This is a genomic window from Actinomadura violacea (assembly GCF_017573465.1).
Lineage (GTDB): Bacteria > Actinomycetota > Actinomycetes > Streptosporangiales > Streptosporangiaceae > Spirillospora > Spirillospora violacea.
In genome coordinates this window covers 170,038-189,745 of record NZ_JAGEPF010000014.1, presented here as the reverse complement: position 1 = coordinate 189,745, position 19,708 = coordinate 170,038, and the positions used below count along the sequence as shown (strand labels likewise).

Annotated in this window: 19 protein-coding genes; 7 read left to right on the top strand and 12 right to left on the bottom strand. The window is 72.9% G+C overall.

Annotated elements, in window-relative coordinates; all coding sequences use genetic code 11:
• Positions 1-4 precede the first annotated feature (4 nt).
• Entirely contained in the window at positions 5-289 is a 285-nt protein-coding gene (locus J4709_RS23395) for a helix-turn-helix domain-containing protein (protein WP_208243913.1), read from the bottom strand.
• 35 nt (positions 290-324) lie between these two features.
• Between J4709_RS23395 and map the strand changes: the two genes are divergently transcribed.
• Positions 325-1,092, top strand: a complete 768-nt coding sequence (gene map, locus J4709_RS23390; protein ID WP_208243912.1) for a type I methionyl aminopeptidase — start codon at positions 325-327, stop codon at positions 1,090-1,092.
• Here map and htpX read toward each other — a convergent pair.
• The 7 genes from htpX to J4709_RS23355 form a co-directional block, all read right to left on the bottom strand.
• Positions 1,089-1,946 (bottom strand): zinc metalloprotease HtpX, encoded by an 858-nt coding sequence (gene htpX, locus J4709_RS23385; protein ID WP_208243911.1) that lies wholly within the window; start codon positions 1,944-1,946, stop codon positions 1,089-1,091. The genes map and htpX overlap by 4 nt on opposite strands.
• A 101-nt stretch (positions 1,947-2,047) precedes the next feature.
• Positions 2,048-3,538 (bottom strand): NADH-quinone oxidoreductase subunit N, encoded by a 1,491-nt coding sequence (locus tag J4709_RS23380; protein WP_208243910.1) that lies wholly within the window; start codon positions 3,536-3,538, stop codon positions 2,048-2,050.
• A complete protein-coding gene (locus J4709_RS23375; protein WP_307801458.1) occupies positions 3,538-5,040 on the bottom strand; it encodes a complex I subunit 4 family protein in 1,503 nt (500 codons plus the stop codon). Before J4709_RS23375 ends, J4709_RS23380 begins: the two co-directional genes overlap by 1 nt.
• A complete protein-coding gene (locus J4709_RS23370; protein WP_208243909.1) occupies positions 5,037-7,010 on the bottom strand; it encodes an NADH-quinone oxidoreductase subunit 5 family protein in 1,974 nt (657 codons plus the stop codon). Before J4709_RS23370 ends, J4709_RS23375 begins: the two co-directional genes overlap by 4 nt.
• A complete protein-coding gene (nuoK, locus tag J4709_RS23365; RefSeq protein WP_208243908.1) occupies positions 7,007-7,375 on the bottom strand; it encodes an NADH-quinone oxidoreductase subunit NuoK in 369 nt (122 codons plus the stop codon). The genes J4709_RS23370 and nuoK overlap by 4 nt, the downstream gene beginning before the upstream one ends.
• Positions 7,375-7,911: an NADH-quinone oxidoreductase subunit J family protein gene (locus J4709_RS23360; protein WP_208243907.1), complete on the bottom strand. Its 537-nt coding sequence runs from the start codon at positions 7,909-7,911 to the stop codon at positions 7,375-7,377. The genes nuoK and J4709_RS23360 overlap by 1 nt, the downstream gene beginning before the upstream one ends.
• Positions 7,908-8,459 (bottom strand): NuoI/complex I 23 kDa subunit family protein, encoded by a 552-nt coding sequence (locus J4709_RS23355; protein ID WP_307801457.1) that lies wholly within the window; start codon positions 8,457-8,459, stop codon positions 7,908-7,910. The genes J4709_RS23360 and J4709_RS23355 overlap by 4 nt, the downstream gene beginning before the upstream one ends.
• Positions 8,460-8,576: 117 nt before the next feature.
• Between J4709_RS23355 and J4709_RS55695 the strand changes: the two genes are divergently transcribed.
• Positions 8,577-9,638: a ComEA family DNA-binding protein gene (locus tag J4709_RS55695; RefSeq protein WP_208243906.1), complete on the top strand. Its 1,062-nt coding sequence runs from the start codon at positions 8,577-8,579 to the stop codon at positions 9,636-9,638.
• Between the two features lie 18 nt (positions 9,639-9,656).
• Here J4709_RS55695 and J4709_RS23345 read toward each other — a convergent pair whose 3' ends face one another.
• Genes J4709_RS23345 through J4709_RS23330 form a run of 4 tightly spaced genes read right to left on the bottom strand, consistent with a single transcriptional unit; the run spans position 9,657 to position 12,644 of the window.
• Entirely contained in the window at positions 9,657-10,613 is a 957-nt protein-coding gene (locus tag J4709_RS23345; protein ID WP_208243905.1) for a complex I subunit 1/NuoH family protein, read from the bottom strand.
• Positions 10,606-11,226: an NADH-quinone oxidoreductase subunit C gene (locus J4709_RS23340; RefSeq protein WP_208243904.1), complete on the bottom strand. Its 621-nt coding sequence runs from the start codon at positions 11,224-11,226 to the stop codon at positions 10,606-10,608. The genes J4709_RS23345 and J4709_RS23340 overlap by 8 nt, the downstream gene beginning before the upstream one ends.
• Positions 11,223-12,233: an NADH-quinone oxidoreductase subunit B gene (locus J4709_RS56370; RefSeq protein ID WP_208243903.1), complete on the bottom strand. Its 1,011-nt coding sequence runs from the start codon at positions 12,231-12,233 to the stop codon at positions 11,223-11,225. Before J4709_RS56370 ends, J4709_RS23340 begins: the two co-directional genes overlap by 4 nt.
• A 39-nt stretch (positions 12,234-12,272) precedes the next feature.
• Complete coding sequence (locus J4709_RS23330; RefSeq protein WP_208243902.1) at positions 12,273-12,644, bottom strand: NADH-quinone oxidoreductase subunit A; 372 nt, start codon at positions 12,642-12,644, stop codon at positions 12,273-12,275.
• A 152-nt stretch (positions 12,645-12,796) separates the two neighbouring features.
• On the opposite strand from J4709_RS23330, the gene J4709_RS23325 reads away from it, so the two are divergent.
• The 5 genes from J4709_RS23325 to J4709_RS23310 all read left to right on the top strand — a co-directional run bounded on the left by J4709_RS23325 (position 12,797) and on the right by J4709_RS23310 (position 19,250).
• Entirely contained in the window at positions 12,797-14,122 is a 1,326-nt protein-coding gene (locus J4709_RS23325) for a hypothetical protein (RefSeq protein ID WP_208243901.1), read from the top strand.
• 117 nt (positions 14,123-14,239) lie between these two features.
• Positions 14,240-15,766, top strand: a complete 1,527-nt coding sequence (locus tag J4709_RS23320; RefSeq protein ID WP_208244054.1) for a hypothetical protein — start codon at positions 14,240-14,242, stop codon at positions 15,764-15,766.
• 66 nt (positions 15,767-15,832) lie between these two features.
• Positions 15,833-15,979 (top strand): putative leader peptide, encoded by a 147-nt coding sequence (locus J4709_RS56165; protein WP_360740877.1) that lies wholly within the window; start codon positions 15,833-15,835, stop codon positions 15,977-15,979.
• Positions 15,980-16,312: 333 nt separating this feature from the next.
• Positions 16,313-18,154: a 2-oxoacid:acceptor oxidoreductase subunit alpha gene (locus J4709_RS23315; protein ID WP_208243900.1), complete on the top strand. Its 1,842-nt coding sequence runs from the start codon at positions 16,313-16,315 to the stop codon at positions 18,152-18,154.
• Positions 18,147-19,250, top strand: coding sequence for a 2-oxoacid:ferredoxin oxidoreductase subunit beta (locus tag J4709_RS23310; RefSeq protein WP_372442139.1), 1,104 nt, complete (start codon positions 18,147-18,149; stop codon positions 19,248-19,250). The genes J4709_RS23315 and J4709_RS23310 overlap by 8 nt, the downstream gene beginning before the upstream one ends.
• The last annotated feature ends 458 nt before the right edge of the window (positions 19,251-19,708 follow it).

Genomic DNA, 19,708 nt, shown 5'->3' with positions numbered 1-19,708 from the left:
TGGGTTATGACGCGGCGGCGGGCTCGTCGGTTCGACCCGTTTCGCAGAAGGGTTCGAGGCGGGCGGCGAGGGCGGTCAGGTCGAGGTCCAGGACGCGGGCCAGGGACGCGACGGTGAAGAAGGCGGGGGCGGCGATGGCGCCGCGCTCGATCTTGCGGAGGGTGTCGAGGGAGAGGCCGGCGTCGTGGGCGACGGCGGCGGCGCTGCGGGGGCCGCGGGCGGCGCGGAGGACCTGGCCGAGGGCCCGGCCCCGGTCGCGCTGCTCGTCGGTGAGTGGCGTGCGAACCATGGAAGCATTCTAATACTGGTATTACTATCTTCGCCATGGTGACTTACCGAAGCCCACGGGAGTGGGAGCGCATGCGGGAGGCGGGACGGGTCGTGGCCCGGATCCTGGCGGGGACGCGGGAGGCGGCGGAGCCGGGCCTGCCGCTGGCGGAGCTGGACGCGGTGGCCGGGCGGATCCTGAAGGAGAACGGCGCGACGTCGCCGTTCCTGCACTACAAGCCGAGCTGGGCGCCCGTGCCGTATCCGGCGAACATCTGCGTGTCGGTCAACGACGTGGTGGTGCACGGCATCCCGGACGGGCGGGTGCTGAAGGACGGGGACCTGGTCTCGGTCGACTGCGGCGCGACGGTGGACGGGTACTGCGGGGACGCGGCGGTGTCGTTCTTCGTGGGCACGGAGGACGAGGCCGGACGGACGCTCTTGGACGTGACCGAGCAGGCGTTGCGGCGGGCGATCGCGGCGGCAGTGCCGGGGAACCGGATGGGCGACATCGCGAGCGCGGTGGAGCGGACGGCGCGCAAGGCGGGTTTCGGGATCATGCGGGGCTGCGGCGGGCACGGCATCGGCACGGAGATGCACGAGGACCCGCCGGTGCCGAACGTGGGCAAGGCGGGCAAGGGGATGCCGCTGCGCGAGGGGCTGACGATCGCGATCGAGCCGATGTTCCACGAGGGCGGGTCGGACGACTCACGGACGCTGGCGGACGGGTGGTCGATCGCGACGACGGACGGCAGCCGGGCCGCGCACTTCGAGCACACGATCGCGATCACCGGGGACGGCCCGATGATCCTGACGGCGCTCTAGCGCGGCGGGCCCGCCATGCGTTCGAGGCGGGCGATGCGCTCTGCGGTCGGCGGGTGGGTGGAGAACAGCTTGCCGATGCCGGCGCCGCGGAACGGGTTGGCGATCATCAGGGCGCTGGTGGTGGCGAGCTCGGGGTCCTGCGGCAGCGGCATCGCCTGGGTGCCCGCCTCGATCTTGTGGAGGGCGGAGGCGAGGGCGAGGGGGTCGCCGGTGAGGCGGGCGCCGGCGGCGTCGGCGGCGAACTCGCGGGTGCGGCTGATCGCCATCTGCACGACGGCGGCGGCGACAGGGCCGAGGACCAGCATGAGCAGGGCGCCGAGCAGGCCGGGTCCGTCGTCGTCGTCCTCGCGGCCGATCGGCAGGAAGATCGCCAGGTGCGACAGGTAGGTGATCACGGTGGCGATGGCGGCGGCGACGGAGGAGATCAGGATGTCGCGGTTGTAGACGTGCGAGAGCTCGTGGCCGAGAACGGCGCGCAGTTCCCGCTCGTCCAGCATCCGCAGGATGCCGCGGGTGCAGCAGACGGCGGCGTTGCGCGGGTTGCGGCCGGTGGCGAACGCGTTCGGCTGGCGGGTCTCGGAGACGTACAGCCGCGGCATGGGCTGGCGGGCGGCGGTGGACAGTTCGCGGACGAGCCGGTAGAGCACCGGTGCCTCGACCTCGCCGACGGGGTGGGCGCGCATGGAGCGCAGGGCGATCCGGTCGGAGAAGAGGTAGGCGACGCCGTTGGTGCCGAGGGCGATGACCAGCGCGATGGCGAGTCCGGTGGTGCCGCCGAACGCCCAGCCGATCGCGAGCATCAACGCCGACAGCGCAGCGATCAGTGCCGCCGTCTTGACGCCGTTGAACCGCACTCTGCACCGCCTTCCGGTCCGTTGCCCGCCATGAACAACAACGGTGTGACCTGCCTCAACGTTCCCAATACGGGCGGCGGTCCGGCGGGGGCGGCGCCGGGTCAGGTCGCGGCGGAGACGGTCTGCAGGACGATCTGGGGGGCGATCGACAGCACGACCGCGCCGGCGGCGGTGGCGGCGAGGGCGGCGCGGACGGGCCATCCGGGGACGGGGTCGGCGAAGGGCCGGGCGGGCGGGGTGAACAGCCGGACGGCCCAGGCGAGGTAGTAGTACAGGCCGATCGCGGTGTTGACCGCCATGATCGCGGCGAGCCAGGTGACGCCGCCGGCGACGGTGGAGCGGAACACCACGACCTTCGCGAACAGCCCCATGACGCCCGGCGGGAGGCCGGCGAGGCAGATGAGGAAGAACGCGAGGGCGGTCGCGGTGGCGGGGCTGCGGTGGGCGAGGCCGCGGTAGTCGTCCAGCTCGTCCCAGCGGGGGCGGGCGCCGCGCAGGACGCGCCTGGCGAAGCCGGTGACGACGGTGAACGCGCCGAGGTTCATGACGGCGTAGAGGGCGACGTAGGCGGTGGTCGCGGCGACGGCCTCGTGGAGGCGGTGGGCGCCGACCGACAGGGGCGCGAGCATGTAGCCGGACTGGGCGACGGAGGACCAGGCCAGCAGCCTGATCGCGGTGCGCTGGCGGAGCGCGACGAGGTTGCCGAGGGTCATGGTGATCGCGGCGAGGACGGCGATCACCGGCCCCCACACGTGCCCGTAGGCGGGGAGTCCGAGGGCGAGGACGATCGCGAGCCCGGCGAATCCGGCGGCCTTCGACACGACGGACAGGAACGCGGCGACGGGCAGCGGCGCGCCCTGGTAGACGTCCGGGGCCCAGAAGTGGAACGGGACGGCGGCGACCTTGAACGCGAACCCGGCGAGGACGAGGACGACCCCGGCGGCCGCGACCGGGTCCAGGTCGGAGGGGACGCGGGCGAGGGCGGGGGCGATCCGGTCGAGGTGCATGGCGCCGGTCGTCCCGTACACCAGCGAGATACCGAACAGCATCACCGCGGTGGAGACGACGGAGACGAGGAACAGCTTGAGCGCCGCCTCGGACGCCCGCCCGTCGTAGCGGCGCAGCCCGACCAGCGCGAACACCGGCAGCGACAGCGTCTCCAGCGCGACGAGCAGCAGGATCAGGTCGCGGGCGGCGACGAGCGCGAGGGCGCCGGTCACCGCGCACAGCAGCAGGAAGTGGTACTCCCCCGCCGGGATCCTCGAGTCGGTGATCTCCTGGAGCGACAGCAGCACGACGACCAGCGCCGCGGCGAGGACGATGCCCTGGAACAGCAGCGTGAAGTCGTCGGCGACGTAGGAGCAGGAGCGGGGCCCGCCGCCGCGCAGCGAGGACGGCACGCAGAACGTGGCGCGCCGGTCGCCGGCCGCCAGCACGATCACCGCGATCAGCGCCGCGCCGAGGGACCCGCCGCAGGCCAGGCCGAGGACGCGGCGCGGCGCGTCGAACGCGTCGGCGAGCAGCAGCCCGAGCGCGGCGGCGGCGACGATCAGCGGCGGCGCGATCGCCGCGTAGTCGATGCCCTGGATCATCAGCCGCCTCCGAACAGCGCGCGGACCGGCGCGGCGGTCACGTCCAGCAGGGTCTTCGGCCACAGCCCGACGAGCAGGGTCAGCGCGATCAGCGGGACCCAGGCGGCGTACTCCTGGGCGGTCACCGCGGCGGGGGCGGGCCCGGCGGGTTCCGGCGCGGGCCCGTGCGTGATCTTGGCGAGCATCCGCAGGAAGTAGCCGGCGGTGAGCAGCGCGCCGATCCCCGCGACCGCCATGAACACGACGAACGCGGTGCGCGGCAGGTCGGCGTGCGGGCGGTACGCGCCCACCATCGCGAGCATCTCGCCCCAGAATCCGGCGAGTCCCGGCAGGCCGAGCGAGGCGACGGACGCGAACGTCAGCACGGACGCCAGGCGCGGCGCCCGGCCGAGCATCCCGCCGCCGAGCGCGTCCATGTCGGTGCTGCCCCAGCGGTCCTTCACGGCTCCGGCCAGGAAGAACAGCAGCCCGGTGATCAGGCCGTGCGCGATGTTGCCGAACAGCGCCGCGTTGACCCCGACCGGGGTGAGCGACGCGATGCCGAGCAGCACGAACCCCATGTGCCCGACGGACGAGTAGGCGATCATCCGCTTGAGGTCGCGCTGGGCGAGGCAGGCGAGCGCGCCGTAGACGATCCCGATCACGGCGAGGAGCCCGAGCCACGGCGCCCACACCTGCGCGCCGTCCGGGGCGAGCGGCAGCGCCACCCGCACGAGCCCGTAGGTGCCCATCTTCAGCAGCACCCCGGCCAGCAGCACGGACCCGACGGTCGGCGCCTCGGTGTGCGCGTCCGGCAGCCAGGTGTGCAGCGGCCACATCGGCGCCTTCACCGCGAACCCGATCCCCATCAGCGCGAACGCGGTGATCTGGACGCCGCGGGAGACGCCGGCGCCGTGCCGCGCGGCGAGCTGGACCATGTCGAGCGTGCCCGCGTTGACGGCGACGAGCAGCATCCCCGCGAGCAGCAGGCCCGAGCCGAGCAGCGTGTACAGGATGAACTTGGTCGCGGCGGCGCGGCGCCCGGCCCCGCCCCACAGCATGATCACCACGTACATCGGGATCAGGACGGTCTCGAAGAACACGAAGAACAGCACGAGGTCCAGGGCGGTGAACGTGCCGATCAGCCCGACCTCCAGGACGAGCAGCAGCGCGGTCAGCAGCCGGATCATCCCGCCTTCGGGGGGATGCCGCAGCGTGTAGAGGAAGCACAGGAACGTCAGCAGCGCGGTCAGCACGACCAGCGGCAGCGAGATCCCGTCGGCGCCGAGGTGGAACCGCAGCCCGATCGCGGGCGCCCACGCCCAGTTCGCCTGCAGCTGCGTCCGCGAGGTGTCGCCGAAGTCGAACGCGGTCAGCGCCGAGACCGCGACGAGCAGCGTCGCCGCGGACACGCCCGTCCCGAACGCCCGGACCGCGAACCCGGTGCGCAGGAACCGGTCCGCCGGGACGAGCATCGCCAGCGCCCCGAACAGCGGGATCGCCATCATCCACAGGAAGATCACCGGAAGATCACCACCAGGGCCGTGATGACGGCGACCCCCGCGAGCAGGCCCGTCAGGTACGCCTGCGCGTTGCCGTTCTGCGGGATCCGCAGCAGCCCGCCGAGCCGCCGCGCGCCCCGTCCGGACCCGACGACGGCCGCGTCCACGCCGCGCCGGTCGAACCACACGACCCCGCGCGCGAGGGCCTGGACGGGCCGGACGATCGCCATCGCGTACAGCTCGTCCACGTAGAAGCCCCGCGCGAACACCCTGCGCAGGGCCCCGAGGGCCTTCGCCGGATCGGCCGCCGGATCCCGGTTCCACAGCAGGAACACCGCGCCCGCCCCGACGATCAGGAGCCCGACGCCGATCAGCGCCGGACCGAGGTGCGGGCGCAGCTCGCCCGCCCCGAGCCCGAAGAACCCGAGGATCGCCGCCGGGACGGCCACCGCCGCCGCCGTCCACGTCATGATCTTCGACGGCTCGCGGACCTCGTACGTCCCGCGCTGCTCGCCGAAGAACACCATCAGCCAGGCCCGCATCGCATACGCCGCCGTCAGCGCGACCGTCAACAGCAACCCCAGGTAGATCAGCCACGCGGTCCAGTGCGGCAGGTCGGGGGTGGAGGAGTAGGTCCAGACCGGGCCGCCATGGAGCCGCACCAGTCTGTCCACACCGGTATCGGCCGCAGGACCGTTGTCGAGCGGGGCGTAGGCGAACCAGCTCGCCTCGGCGGTGGGGTGGGTGGGGAAGGCGGCGTGCTGGGCGGCCTCGATGACGGAGTCCTTGCTGAACCAGCCGCTGAACGGCGGGACGCCCGCGAGCGCCGCGAACCCGACGGTCATCGACCAGAAGGTGATCGGCATGCCGCGCCGCAGCCCGCCGTGCTTCGCGAGGAGCGTGGACCCGGTGGTCGCGATGACGCAGCCTGCGGCGAGGAACAGCAGCGCCTTGAACGCGCCGTGCGTCAGCAGGTGGAAGATCGCCGCGGACTTCGCGCCGACCGCGAGCGCGACGCCCATCACGGCGAGCTGGCTGATCGTCGAGTAGGCGAGCACGCGTTTCAGGTCGTCCTGCGCGAGGGCCGCGAGCGCCGCGCCGACCATCGAGATCACCGCGATGACGCCGAGCACGGCCGGCGCGCCCGGCGCGGCGGCGAACACCCCGTACAGCCGGGCGACGACGTAGATGCCGGCCGCGACCATCGTGGCGGCGTGGATCAGCGCGCTGATCGGCGTCGGGCCCGCCATCGCGTCCGGGAGCCAGGTGTGCAGCGGGAACTGGGCGCTCTTGCCCGCGACCCCCGCGAGGAGCAGCAGCGCGACGATGGTGAGGGTGCTCCCCGGCATCGTCCAGACCCGGGTCAGGACGCCGTGGATCTCGAACGTGCGGGCGCTCAGGCCGAGCACGATGATCCCGATGAGGAAGCCGACGTCGCCGAGGCGCGTCACCAGGAACGCCTTGACGGCCGCGCGGGAGTTGGCGCGCTCCTCCCAGTGGTGGCCGATCAGGAAGTACGAGCAGATGCCCATGACCTCCCAGCCCACGTACAGGACGAGGAGGTCGCCGGCGAACACCACCAGCAGCATCGCGGCGGTGAACAGCGAGACGAACGCGGCGTAGGACGAGTAGCGCCGGTCGCCGTCCATGTAGGCGACCGAGTACACCTGGACGGCGAGCGCGACGCAGCAGACCATCAGCGCGACGACCGCGGACAGGCCGTCCACCTGCAGCCCGACGCGGATCGGCACCGAGCCGGTGTCGATCACGGTCAGCGCACCGGTCCGCGCGCCGGGGTCCTGCCAGACGACGAACGCGACGATCGCCGACAGCACGAGCGACACCGCGGCCGGCGCGCAGGCGATCAGCGCCGGGCCGTTGCGCAGCGGGCCGCCGGAGCCGAGCAGGCGGCCGAGCGACGGGCCGCCCAGCATCCCGGCGAACGCGGCGAGGAACGGCAGCAGGATCGTCAGGGACGCGAGCCAGATCACGGCGCCGCCTCCTCGACCTCTCCGACCTCTCCGACTTCGCCGGCTTCGGCCGCGTCGTCGGACTCGGCCAGCGAGCGGAGCCGGTCGACGTCCACCATCTCCCGGTTCCGGTACACCAGCAGGACGATCGCGAGGCCGAGCCCGACCTCCGCCGCCGCGATCACGATCGTGAACAGGGTGAGCACCTGCCCGCCGTGCAGCCGGTCGCGGAACCACATGTCGAACGTGACGAGGTTCAGGTTCACCGCGTTCAGCATCAGCTCGACCGACATCAGGACGAGGATCGCGTTGCGCCGCGCCAGCACCCCGTACACGCCGACGGAGAACAGCAGCGCGGCGACGACCGTCGGGTAGGCCAGATGCATCAGCCGTCCCCTTCCCCGGAGCCCGGTCCGCGGCCCGGGCCGATGCCGGTCCGGGACAGGACGATCGCGCCGACCAGCGAGGCCAGCAGCAGCACCGACAGCACCTCGAACGGCAGCACCCACGTCCGGAACACGCTCGCGCCGAGCTCGCCCGCCGAGCCGCCGCCCGCGCGCAGCGGCATCCGCTCGTCCCGGAACCCCATGACCATGACGGTGACCAGCACCGCGGCGGTGGCGGCGGCGACGGCCGCGGCCGCCCACCGGTTGCCGGAGTCGAGGTCGGCGGAGTCGCCGATCGGCGCCCGCGTCAGCATGATCCCGAACAGCAGCAGCACGACGACCGCGCCGACGTAGATCAGCACCTGCACCCACGCGACGAACTCCGCGGTCAGCACCACGTAGCCGCCCGCGAGCGCGCCGAACGACAGCACCAGCCACAGCGCCGCGTGGACGAGCCGCCGCGTCGTCACGACCATGATCCCGGACCCGACGGCCACCACCCCGAGCAGCGTGAAGACGATCTCCTGGCCGCTCATCGGCGGTCCCCCGGCGGACCGGGCGGCGGGCGCCGCGCGGCCCGCGCCGCCGCCTTCTCCGCCGCCGCGATCTCCTTCGGCGGCTCGGCGGCCGGGTCGTGCACCTGCGGCGGCGGCACCGTCCACATCCACTCGCGCAGCCGCTCCTTCTCGTGGGTCAGCTCCGCGATGTCGTACTCGGCGTACTCGAACTCCGGCGACCAGAACAGCGCGTCGAACGGGCAGACCTCGATGCAGATGCCGCAGTACATGCACAGCGCGAAGTCGATCGCGAACCGGTCGAGGACGTTGTGGACGCGCGGCCGCCCGCCGCCCTCGGCGGGGACGGTCTCCTTGTGCGAGTCGATGTAGATGCACCAGTCGGGGCACTCGCGCGCGCAGAGCATGCAGACGGTGCAGTTCTCCTCGAAGAGCGCGATCACCCCCCGGCTGCGCGGGGGCAGATCCGGCTGCACCTCGGGGTATTGACGCGTGATGGAGCGCCGCGTCATAGTCCGCAACGTGACGGCCAGCCCCTTGGCCAGCCCGCCTCCCGGTAGCCGTCCCACGCGCAACATGATTGCGTACGAAACGCCGCGGTGGAACGCGGCGGGTTCCGCGTTCGTCGGACGATACGTGGGCACCCGCGGCCCACGCTCCTGTACGCCTGCGGGCAAGGAGGACCTGTGAGCCACCATGCGGACGGACAGTACGACCACGAACCCGACCCTGCCCGCCCGCAGCCCGCCGCGTCCTCGGGCGCGACACCGCCGAAGGGCACGCCCTCCCGGGAGACGCCGCCGGGCGGCCTGCCGATGCACCGCACCACCAAGCCGGACGGGTTCACGCCGCCGGGCGGCACGCAGCAGCCACCGCCGCAGCCGCCGCGCCGCCCGCTCGTCCCGCCCGTTCCGCCCGCCTCGCCCGCTCCGCCGCGGCCGGCCGCCTCCCCGCCCGGCCCCGCGTCGCCGCCGGGTCCGGCCGCACCGCGCCCGGCGACGCCCCCGTCGCCGTCGCGTCCCGTCCCGCCGGCGGGACGGCCGGACCGGTCTCCGACCTGGGGGTCCGGCGGGTATCCGCTCCCGCCGCTGCGCCCGGTGCCGCCGCTTCCGCCGCCGCCCCCGCAGCCGAACGGCGTGCTATGGGCGATCCTGCCCTTCCTCACGTTCGGGTTCGCGACGCCCGCCACGTTCCTCTACGCCGCCGTCAAGCGCGGCTCGTGGAACTACGGGGTCGCCGCCACCGGCTACGGGCTCGGCCTGGCGGCGATGATGGCCGCGCTGAACACCGACAACGCGTTTCTGATCGTGCTCGGCACGATCCTGCTGCTGACGATGTGGCCCGCCGGCACCGCGCACGCGTTCGCGGTGCGCCGCAGGGTGTATCCGCGCGAGGCGCCGCGCAGCCACCACAACGAGAACGCCGTCGAGTACGCCAAGTACCGGCGGGGCCTGCGCGCCGACGCCCGCGCGATCGTCGCCGACGACCCGGCGCTCGCGCACGAGCTGCGGATCGGCCGCCCGGACGTGCCCCGCGCCTACGACGACGGCGGCCTCGTCGACGCCAACCACGCCCCGGCCGAGATCATCGCCGCGCTGCCCGGGATGACCGAGGAGCTGGCCGAGCGGGTCGTCGCGCACCGCGACGAGCACGGCACGTTCGTCTCCGTCGAGGAGATGGCCGTGGACTGCGACCTGCCGCCCGCGATCATGCCGCAGCTCGCCGAGTACACGATCTTCCTACCCTGACCGGACGGCGGCGGGAAGCTAGGCGAACGCGACCTTGAGGACGCCGGTGAGCGCGAGCTGCGCCAGCGACAGCGGGACGAGCCATGTCCAGGCGAGCTTCTGGAGCTGGTCCTCGCGCATCCGCGGGTAGCTGACCCGCAGCCAGATCACGCAGAACGCCAGCACCGCGACCTTGATCAGCGTCCAGAGCCAGCCCAGCTCGGTGTTCAGGAACGGGCCTTTCCAGCCGCCGAGGAACAGCACGGTCGTCAGCGCACAGAGCACCACGATCCCGGCGTACTCGGCCAGGATGAACAGCGCGAACCGCAGCCCGCCGTACTCGGTGTACGGACCGAAGATGATCTCCGAGTCGGCGACCGGCATGTCGAACGGCGGTCGGCGCAGTTCCGCCAGGCCCGCGACGAAGAACACCACGGCGCCGACCGCCTGCCACGGCAGCCACCACCAGCGCCACTCACCGACGATGCCCTGCAGCGACAGCGTGCCCGCCGCCATCGCCGCCGACGACGCCGCGAACACCATCGGCAGCTCGTAGGACATCAGCTGCGCCGCGACCCGGATCCCGCCGAGCAGCGCGTACTTGTTCGCGCTCGCCCAGCCCGCCATGATCGCGCCGATCACCCCGACGCCCATCACCGCGAGCGCGAAGAACACCCCGGCGCCGAGGTCCAGCGCGACCTGCCCGCCCGGCCCGATCGGCACCACGGTCAGGACCAGCAGGTACGGGACGAGCGCGACGCCCGGCGCCAGCTTGAACACCCACCGGTCGGCGTCGCGCGGGACCACGTCCTCCTTCTGCGCGAACTTCACGCCGTCGGCGACGAGCTGCGCCCAGCCGTGGAAACCGCCCGCGTACATGGGGCCGAGACGGCCCTGCATGTGCGCCATCACCTTGTGCTCGGCCTGCCCGACCAGCAGCGGCAGCAGCGCGAACGCCGCCGCGACCAGCACCAGCTTCCCGATGATCTCAAGCATCCGGGCCCCGCTCCTGCGGCCGCGCGGGGCGGCCGGCGGCCCGGCGGCGCTCCGCGGCCTCGGCCCACGGGCCCTCGTCGGGCACGCCCGGCGGGCGGACGCGGCGGCGGCTCGGCGCGCCGTGCCCCGACTCGCCCGGCTCCTTCGCGCCCGGCCACGGCTTGGCGACCCGCGCGGCCAGCACGAAGTCCTTGCGCAGCGGGTGCCCCTCGAACCCGTCCGGGAGCAGCAGCGGGACGGGGTTCGGGTGCCCCTCGAACACGACGCCGAACATCTCGGCCGTCTCCCGCTCGTGCCACGCCGCGCCCCGGTAGACGCCGGTGGCGGTAGGCAGGGACGGCGCGTCCCGCGGCACCCGCGTCCGGACGAGCAGATGGTGGCGGCGCTCCGGCGAGTACGCGTGGACGACGATGGCGAAGCCCTCGTCGAGCTCGTCGACGCCGGTCAGCCAGTCGAAGAAGGCGCAGGCCAGGTCGTCGCGGGCGAAAGTGAGGGCCTCGATCCAGCGGTCGGCGGGCACGCCGACCGACAGGCCGCCGGCCGTCTCCTCGGTCGTCACGTCGTCGCCGAACCGGCCGGTCCAGGCGGCGGCCGGCTCGGCGGGGGCGCTCACCGGCTCCGCCCGATCTCGTCGTCGTTCCCGTCGTCGGCGAGGCCCGGGATGATCGACGGGTCGTGCTCGTGCGGGGGCCGCCGCGGCGGTTCGGCGGCGGGCTCCGGCTCGGCGCCGGCGTCCTCGGGTTCGGGCGCGATGGCCGGGATCGGCCGCGTCTCGTCGTCGGGCCGGACCGTGCCGGGTTCGGGTTCGGGTTCTGGTGCGGCGGCGGGCAGCGGCCTGGTCTCGTCCTCGGCGGCGGGCGCGTCGCCGGGGCCCTCGGCCCGCGGTTCGACGGGCGGCACGGGACGCGTCTCGTCGTCCGGGCGCGCGGCCGGGGGTCCTGCCTCCGGCGCGGGCTCCTCCGCCTCCTGGTGTTCGGGCGGCGGGACGGGGCGCGTCGCGTCCGAGGGCGATGGCTCATCCAGCACCGGTCCCTCGGCGGGCGGGGGCTGGAGGGGGCGGCGCAGGACGGTGGCCGAGAACGGCCGGGGCGCGGGCGGCGGGCTCGACGGGTCGCCGCCGTCGTAGCGGTCGCCGAGCGACTCGGCGGCGATCTTCTCCTGCAGGTGGACGATGCCCTGCAGCAGCGCCTCGGGACGGGGCGGGCAGCCCGGCACGTACACGTCCACCGGGATGATCTGGTCGACGCCCTTCGTCACGCAGTAGGAGTCCCAGTAGGGGCCGCCGCAGTTGGAGCAGGCGCCGAACGAGATCACGTACTTCGGCTCGGGCATCTGCTCGTACAGCCGGCGGACGGCGGGCGCCATCTTGTCGCTGACCGTGCCGGACACGACCATCAGGTCGGCCTGCCGGGGGCCGGGCGCGAACGGGATGACGCCGAGCCGGATGAAGTCGTGCCTGCTCATCGAGGTGGCGATGAACTCGATCGCGCAGCAGGCCAGGCCGAAGTTGAAGACCCAGAGGGAGTAGCGGCGGCCCCAGTTGAGGACGAACTTGACCGGCTTGGGCGCGAGCCGCGACAGGGGTCCGACGCTCGGCGGCGGGAGATCGATGGTGCCCACGCAAGCATTGTTACAGCCCGGACGGGCCGCGCCGCGGGCTCAGGTCCAGGACAGGACGCCCTTGCGGCCCGCGTAGAAGAGCCCGACGGCGAGGAACGCCAGGAAGACGAACATCTCGCCGAGCGTGGTGGCGCCGTAGCCGGGGGCGGCGAAGACCGTCGCCCACGGGAAGAGGAACACCGCGTCCACCGCGAAGACCACGTACAGGTAGGCGAAGACGTAATAGCGGATGTAGGAGTGCGCCCAGCCGTCGCCGACGGGGTCGACGCCGCACTCGTAGGTGGTGAGCTTCTCCGCGGTCGGGCTGTGCGGGCGGAGCATCCGGTTGGCGGCGAGGCCGCCGCCGACGATGCCGACGCCGGCGATCAGCAGCGCCGCAAGACCGACATATGAGTCGAAATAGTTATGCACCGCTGCCCTCCCGCCTGCGTCCAAGCAGTATCCCCTGAAAGGGCGTGCGCGAGTGTGACGTCGTACCTCCACCGCGGAGGATCACAATGTCATGGTTTTGCTGCACACTAGAGGATGCATTGGGGTCAGTTGACCTGGAAGGACGTGACCGGATGAGCAACCCCCCGCCGAATCCGGGCTGGGAGAACCCGGGCGGTGCCTCCTGGCCGCCCCCGCCACCGCCCGCGGGCCCCGGCGGCGCGCCGGGCCCGGGCGGCCCCGGCTACCCGGGCGGACAGGGCGTTCCGGGTGCCCCGGGCGGTCCCGGCGCCCCGCCGCCGCCCGGCGGTTACGGCGGCGGCCCGGGCACGCCGCCGCCCTTCTTCCCGCCGCCGCCCGGCGCGCCGATGGGCGGCCCGGGCATGCCCCCGCCGCCCAAGCGCAGCAGCGGCCCGCTGATCGCGGCGCTGGTCGGCGGCGGCCTCGTGGTGGTCCTGATCATCGGCGCGGTGGTGTTCCTGGTGGTGGCCAAGGGCGGCGGCAAGTCGCCCGAGGACAAGCTGAAGTCCGCGGCCGACTCCATGGCGGCCGACCGCGTCGTCGAGCTGAAGGGCGACTTCGGCGGCGGCGCCGACAACATCAACGGCCGGCTCGACGTCACCAAGGGCGGCCGCGCGACCGGCCCGGTCACCTGGAACTCCGACAACGTCACGCTGCTGTCGGCGGACGGCAAGCTGTTCCTGAAGGCCGACTCCTCGTACTGGCGCGACCAGGTCGACACCAGCGAGGGCTCGCCGTTCTACCTCGACAGCGGGCAGCAGTGGGGCCGGCTGAGCGCCGACAAGCTCGACATCGACTTCAAGCAGGAGCTGGCGCCGGGCGCCCTGGCGACCAAGCTGCGGGCCGCGGCGACCGCCAAGGTCAAGCCGCTGAAGACGACGTGGGCCGGCAAGAAGGCGCTGAAGTTCACCACGTTCACCTCGACGCTCTACATCACCGACGCCGACGACGCGCAGCTGCTGCGCTACGAGGCGACCACGCCGCGCGTCGCGGTGGACGTCACGCCGCAGTCCTCGTCCGAGGCGTCGACCGCCATCTCCACCATGCGCACCAGCATGGGCGAGCTGAAGGACGCCTTCGACGCGTCGGCGCGCCCCTCGGTCAACGAGTGGAAGAAGGGCGGCTGCAACAGCAACTCCGGCTGCACCGTCGAGGCGAAGATCCGCCCGCCGTACGGCGCGTCCACGCCGATGACGGTCGACGTCCGGTTCAACATCACGGCCGGCACGCTGACCGGCCGGGACCTCGGCAACTGCACCGACACGATCACGATCAACGACAGCAACCCGGTGTGGGCGAGCTGCCGGGTGTCCACCTCCGCGTGGCAGAGCTGGGCGAAGTCCACCGGCGGCACGTTCTACAAGCACGCGCAGTTCAAGGTGGTCGGCGCGACGCCGTCGGAGGTCGCCGCGCTGCAGAGCGGCCTCGACAGCGAGTGAGCCCGCGGGCCGGGGCGAGCGGCGGGTAAGCCGGCCGCCCCGGCTGATGTGGTGATATGCCCGGCGATGCACGGTTTCCGGTCCGGCCGCTCGCATCGTCGGGCATCCTTATGGCTTGTGAGCGCTGATCAGGACGACCCGCTTCCGGAGTCCAGACCTGCCCGGCCCGCACCGGACGACGTCCTCGTCGCGGGCGGCCCGCCCCGGCCCGCCCCCGCCTCGCCGCCGCCATCGGGGGCCACCGCACCGGACGGCTTCCCGTACAACGGCCCGGCGGCGCCCGGCGCGGGCGTGCCGCCGCAGGAGCCCGGCGCGCCGGGGATGCCGCAAGGTCCTGGAATGCCGCAGGGCCCCGGGATGCCGCTGCCGCACGGGATCGGCGGGCCACCGCCGCGCGGCGGCAAGCTCAAGAAGCGCCTGGCGACCGGCGCGGGCGCCGCCGTGATCGTCGCGGCGGCCGCGACGGTCGCGGTCGTGTTCATCTCCGACGACGACGGGGCCGGCAAGGCGCACCCGAAGCCGTCGGCCGCGGCGCCCTCGACGTGGTCGCTGGAGGCGGGCCGGCAGCTCACCTCCGGGCCCGGCCTGCGCTACCAGGGCACGCTCACCACCGCGAACGGCCGTCCCGTCCAGGCGGACCTGCAGGTCACGGCGGCGGGATCGGCGATCGGCACGCTGACGGCGGGCGCGCTGACCGCCGAGGTCGTCGCGGTCGGCGGCGGCACCTACCTCAAGGCCGGCACGCAGTTCTGGCGCGAGTACGCGGGCGAGAGCGCCCACCCCGACAACTACGCGGGCCACTGGTCGAAGGCGCCCGCCTCGGTCCCCGGCTTCGACGTCCCGGACGTGCTGAGCACGCAGGCGATCGCGAAGTCGCTGACCAAGGCGCCCGCCAAGCCGCCCACGGAGACCATGAACGGCGTCCGCGCCTACAAGATCAAGACGTCCGGCGCGAACTACCTGGTGTCGGCAGCGGCGCCGTACCGGCTGCTGGCCGTGCAGGCGGCCGGGGCCGACGGCGCCCGGTTCACCGTCGCCGACCTGCAGAACCCCGCCTCGCTGTTCGCGCGGCTGCGGCCCCAGGTCAAGGCCCTCGTCGGCGCCGCCGACCCGGACCTGCACTTCGCCCCGGGCAAGCTCACCTTCGTCAACTGCGACCAGAACACGGCGGGATGCACGGTGCGCGTCCCGGCGACACTGTCGTCCCCGGACACGGTGCCGGACAACGCGCGCGCGGCACTGCACGCGGCGATCACGTCGCGCGGCACGCCGCTCGGCGCCTGCACCGCGTCCGCGCCCGTCCCGGAGAACCGCTCGCTCGTGCTGACCTGCACCGTCAAGGGACGGGCCTGGCGGACCTGGGTGAAGTCGGCGCTCGACCACCCCGGCTCCTACCCGTACTCCGCCCAGGCCAAGGTGATCGGCGAGGCGCTGACCAGCGCGGACGTCAGGGCACTCCTCGCCAAGCTGGACAAGGAGCGCAGCGCCGTGGTGAAGAGCACACTGTCGGGCTCGCCCGGCGGCGCGACCGGCGCCCCGTCCCCCGGCGCCACCTCCGGCACGGGCGGCGGCGCGTCCGGCGGCGCGGCCGGCGCCCCCACCGGGCCGCGCGCGGCGGGCACGGGCGGCGCCGGCAGGCCCTGAAACCCTTGCCAGGCGCCCGGGGGCCGGTTGAGCAGAACGAAATTCAGCCTGTCTACACTGCGGGCTGTGAACTCCGTGCCCTCGGGGAGCGACGGCTCCCCGGCCCATCCCGCCCGGCTGGTGAGGCGGCTGCACGTCGACCTGTGCCGGCTGGCCAGCGCCCTGTGTTCAGCGGTGAACCCGGGGACCCGTCCGGCTCGTAGCACCGGTTAGGACCTGCCCGGATCCGGCCGGGACGCGTGCTCCCCCGCCCGAGGTGATAACCCTGGTGGTACGGGGTCATGACCTCCAAGGCGGCGGGATGTCGCGAACGACGGGCGGAGCGACGGCCGCGGTCCGCGCCTCTCGGACCGCGGTCACGATCAGCGGAGCCCGCACGGGCGCCCGGAACCGGGCCGCACGCCCGGCGCCGCCGTGGCGCTGAGCGGACCGATCCCCGAGACCAGCATTCCATCCCGGACATACCATGAAGGTAAGCCTTAGTAGCATCACGATCCTGGGTGCCTCCCCCAGGACGGGTGCTGCGCGTCGAGGAGGTCTTCCTCTGTGACCAAACAGGTCCAGCAGCTCGACCGCGTCATCATCCGCTTCGCCGGGGACTCCGGTGACGGAATGCAGTTGACCGGCGATCGCTTCACCCAGGAGACGGCGGCGTTCGGCAACGACTTGTCGACCCTGCCGAACTTCCCGGCCGAGATCCGCGCCCCCGCCGGGACCCTCCCCGGCGTGTCCAGTTTCCAGCTCCACTTCGCCGACCACGACATCCTCACGCCGGGCGACGCGCCCGACGTGCTGGTCGCGATGAACCCGGCCGCCCTCAAGGCCAACCTCGGGGACCTGCCCCGCGGGGCGGACCTGATCGTCAACACCGACGAGTTCAGCAAGCGCAACCTCGCCAAGGTCGGCTACGCCGCCGACCCGGTCACCGACGGCTCGCTCGCCGAGTACCGGGTGCACGCGCTGCCGCTCACCTCGATGACGGTCACCGCGCTCGAGGGCTACGACATCTCCAAGAAGGACGCCGAGCGCGCGAAGAACATGTTCGCGCTCGGGCTGCTGTCGTGGCTGTACCACCGTCCCACCGAGGGGACGGTCGGCTTCCTCGAGCGCAAGTTCGCCAAGAAGCCCGAGATCATGAAGGCGAACATCGCCGCGTTCCAGGCGGGCTGGAGCTACGGCGAGACCACCGAGGCGTTCTCGGTGCAGTACGAGGTCAAGCCGGCCGAGCACGACGCGGGCCTGTACCGCAACATCACCGGCAACGCCGCGCTGTCCCTCGGCATCGTCGCCGCGGGCGTGCAGAGCGGCCTGCCCGTCTACCTCGGCTCCTACCCGATCACCCCGGCCTCCGACATCCTGCACGAGCTGTCCAAGCACAAGCGGTTCGGCGTCCGGACGTTCCAGGCCGAGGACGAGATCGCCGCCGTCGGCGCGGCGCTCGGCGCCTCGTTCGGCGGGTCGCTCGGCGTCACCACCACCTCCGGGCCCGGCATCGCGCTGAAGAGCGAGACGATCGGCCTCGCCGTCGCGACGGAACTCCCGCTGCTGGTCATCGACGTGCAGCGGGCCGGACCGTCCACCGGCCTGCCGACCAAGACCGAGCAGGCCGACCTGATGCAGGCCATGTACGGCCGCAACGGCGAGGCGCCCGTCCCGGTCATCGCGCCGCAGTCCCCCTCCGACTGCTTCGACGCGGCGCTGGAGGCGGCCCGCATCGCGGTGAAGTACCGCACCCCCGTCATCCTGCTGTCCGACGGCTACCTCGCGAACGGCTCCGAGCCGTGGAAGCTGCCGGACGTGGCGGCGCTGCCGAAGATCGAACCGAACTTCGCGGCCCCGTCCGAGGAGGCGTTCGAGCCGTTCCGGCGCGACCCCGAGACCCTGGCCCGCCCGTGGGCGGTCCCGGGCACCCCCGGCCTGGAGCACCGGATCGGCGGCCTGGAGAAGGCCGACGTCACCGGCAACATCTCCTACGACCCGGCCAACCACGACACGATGGTCCGGCTCCGCCAGGCCAAGGTCGACGGCATCGCGAACGACGTCGCGCCGCTCGCGGTCGACGACCCGTCCGGCAAGGCGCGCGTCCTGGTCATGGGCTGGGGCGGCACCTACGGCGCGATCTCCGCCGCCGTCCGGCGCGTCCGCGCCGAGGGCCGCGACGTGGCGCAGGCGCACCTGCGGCACCTCAACCCGTTCCCCGCGAACCTGCCGGAGGTGCTGCGCTCCTACGACAAGGTCGTCGTCCCCGAGATCAACCTCGGCCAGCTGTCGATGCTGCTGCGCGGCCGGCTGCTGATCGACGTGATCGGCTACAACCAGGTCCGGGGCCTGCCCTTCAAGTCGGAAGAGCTGCAGGACGTCATCCAGGAAGTGATCGACAGTGAGTGACACCAACGGAAACGGCGCCCTGAACGGCGGCGGGAACGGTTCCGCCGGCGGGAACGGCCGCAGCCTGCTCTCCCTGGTCCCCAAGACCGACGTGAAGCAGACGATGAAGGACTTCAAGACCGACCAGGAGGTGCGCTGGTGCCCCGGGTGCGGTGACTACGCGATCCTCGCGGCCGTCCAGTCCTTCCTGCCCGAGCTCGGGCTGCGCCGCGAGAACATCACGTTCATCTCCGGCATCGGCTGCTCGTCCCGGTTCCCGTACTACATGAACACCTACGGGTTCCACTCGATCCACGGCCGCGCGCCCGCGATCGCGACGGGCCTCGCCACGTCCCGGCCCGACCTGTCGGTGTGGGTCGTCACCGGCGACGGCGACTCGCTGTCCATCGGCGGCAACCACCTCATCCACGCGCTGCGCCGCAACGTCAACCTGAAGATCCTGCTGTTCAACAACCGGATCTACGGGCTGACCAAGGGCCAGTACTCGCCCACCTCCGAGACCGGCAAGATCACCAAGTCGACGCCGATGGGCTCGCTGGACGCCCCGTTCAACCCGCTGTCGCTCGCGATCGGCGCCGAGGGCACCTTCGTCGCCCGCACCATCGACTCCGACCGCAAGCACCTGCAGTCGGTGCTGCGCGCCGCCGCCGAGCACCGCGGCACCGCGCTCGTCGAGATCTACCAGAACTGCAACATCTTCAACGACGGCGCGTTCGAGCCGCTGAAGGACGCCGCCGTCCGCGACGACATCACCATCCGCCTGGAGGACGGCGAGCCGATCGTGTTCGGCGCCGACCGGCAGAAGGCCCTGCGCCGGACGCCGACCGGCTCGTTCGAGGTGGTGAACGTCGCCGACGTCGCCGCCTCGGAGATCGCCGTGCACGACGCCTCGAACCCGGACCCGTCGATGGCGTTCGCGCTGTCGCGCCTGGACCAGCCGGCGTTCGAGCACACCCCGATCGGCATCTTCCGCAACGTCGACCGCCCGTCCTACGACGAGCTGATGCGCGCGCAGGTCGAGGAGGCCGTCGAGACGCAGGGCGCGGGCGACCTCGCCGCGCTGCTCGGCAGCGGCGACACCTGGCGCATCGACTGACGGGTCGTTCCCCAGGCCGGATACCGACGCGTCTCCGCGTTCCGCAAAGCCCGTCCCCGCATGCTCGCGGGGACGGGCTTCGCGCGCTTCGGAACCGCACGGACGGGGCAGTGTTCATCACGTGATGAGCAATCCGCGATCGTTGGCCGGGTTCGGTCGTGACCCGATGCGGGACACCGTCTCATCCTGAAAGACTGTCGAGATCTTGTCAGCCCGGGGAGGTGACGATGCGGGTCGTTCCGCGCCGCAGCAAGGGTCGTCGGCAGGCAGAAGAGCCCTCGCCCCCGCCGCCTCCTCCGCCCCCGGCGGCCACCCCGGACCGTCCTTTGGCCTGGCCGCCGCCGCCCACCCCGCTCCTCCCCGAGTCCGACCAGCCGGAGCCGTCCCCGGCGCCCGGACCGTCCGCGCGACCCGAGGACGCCGCGCCGGCGGAGCATGCCCCTTCCGCTGAGCAGCCC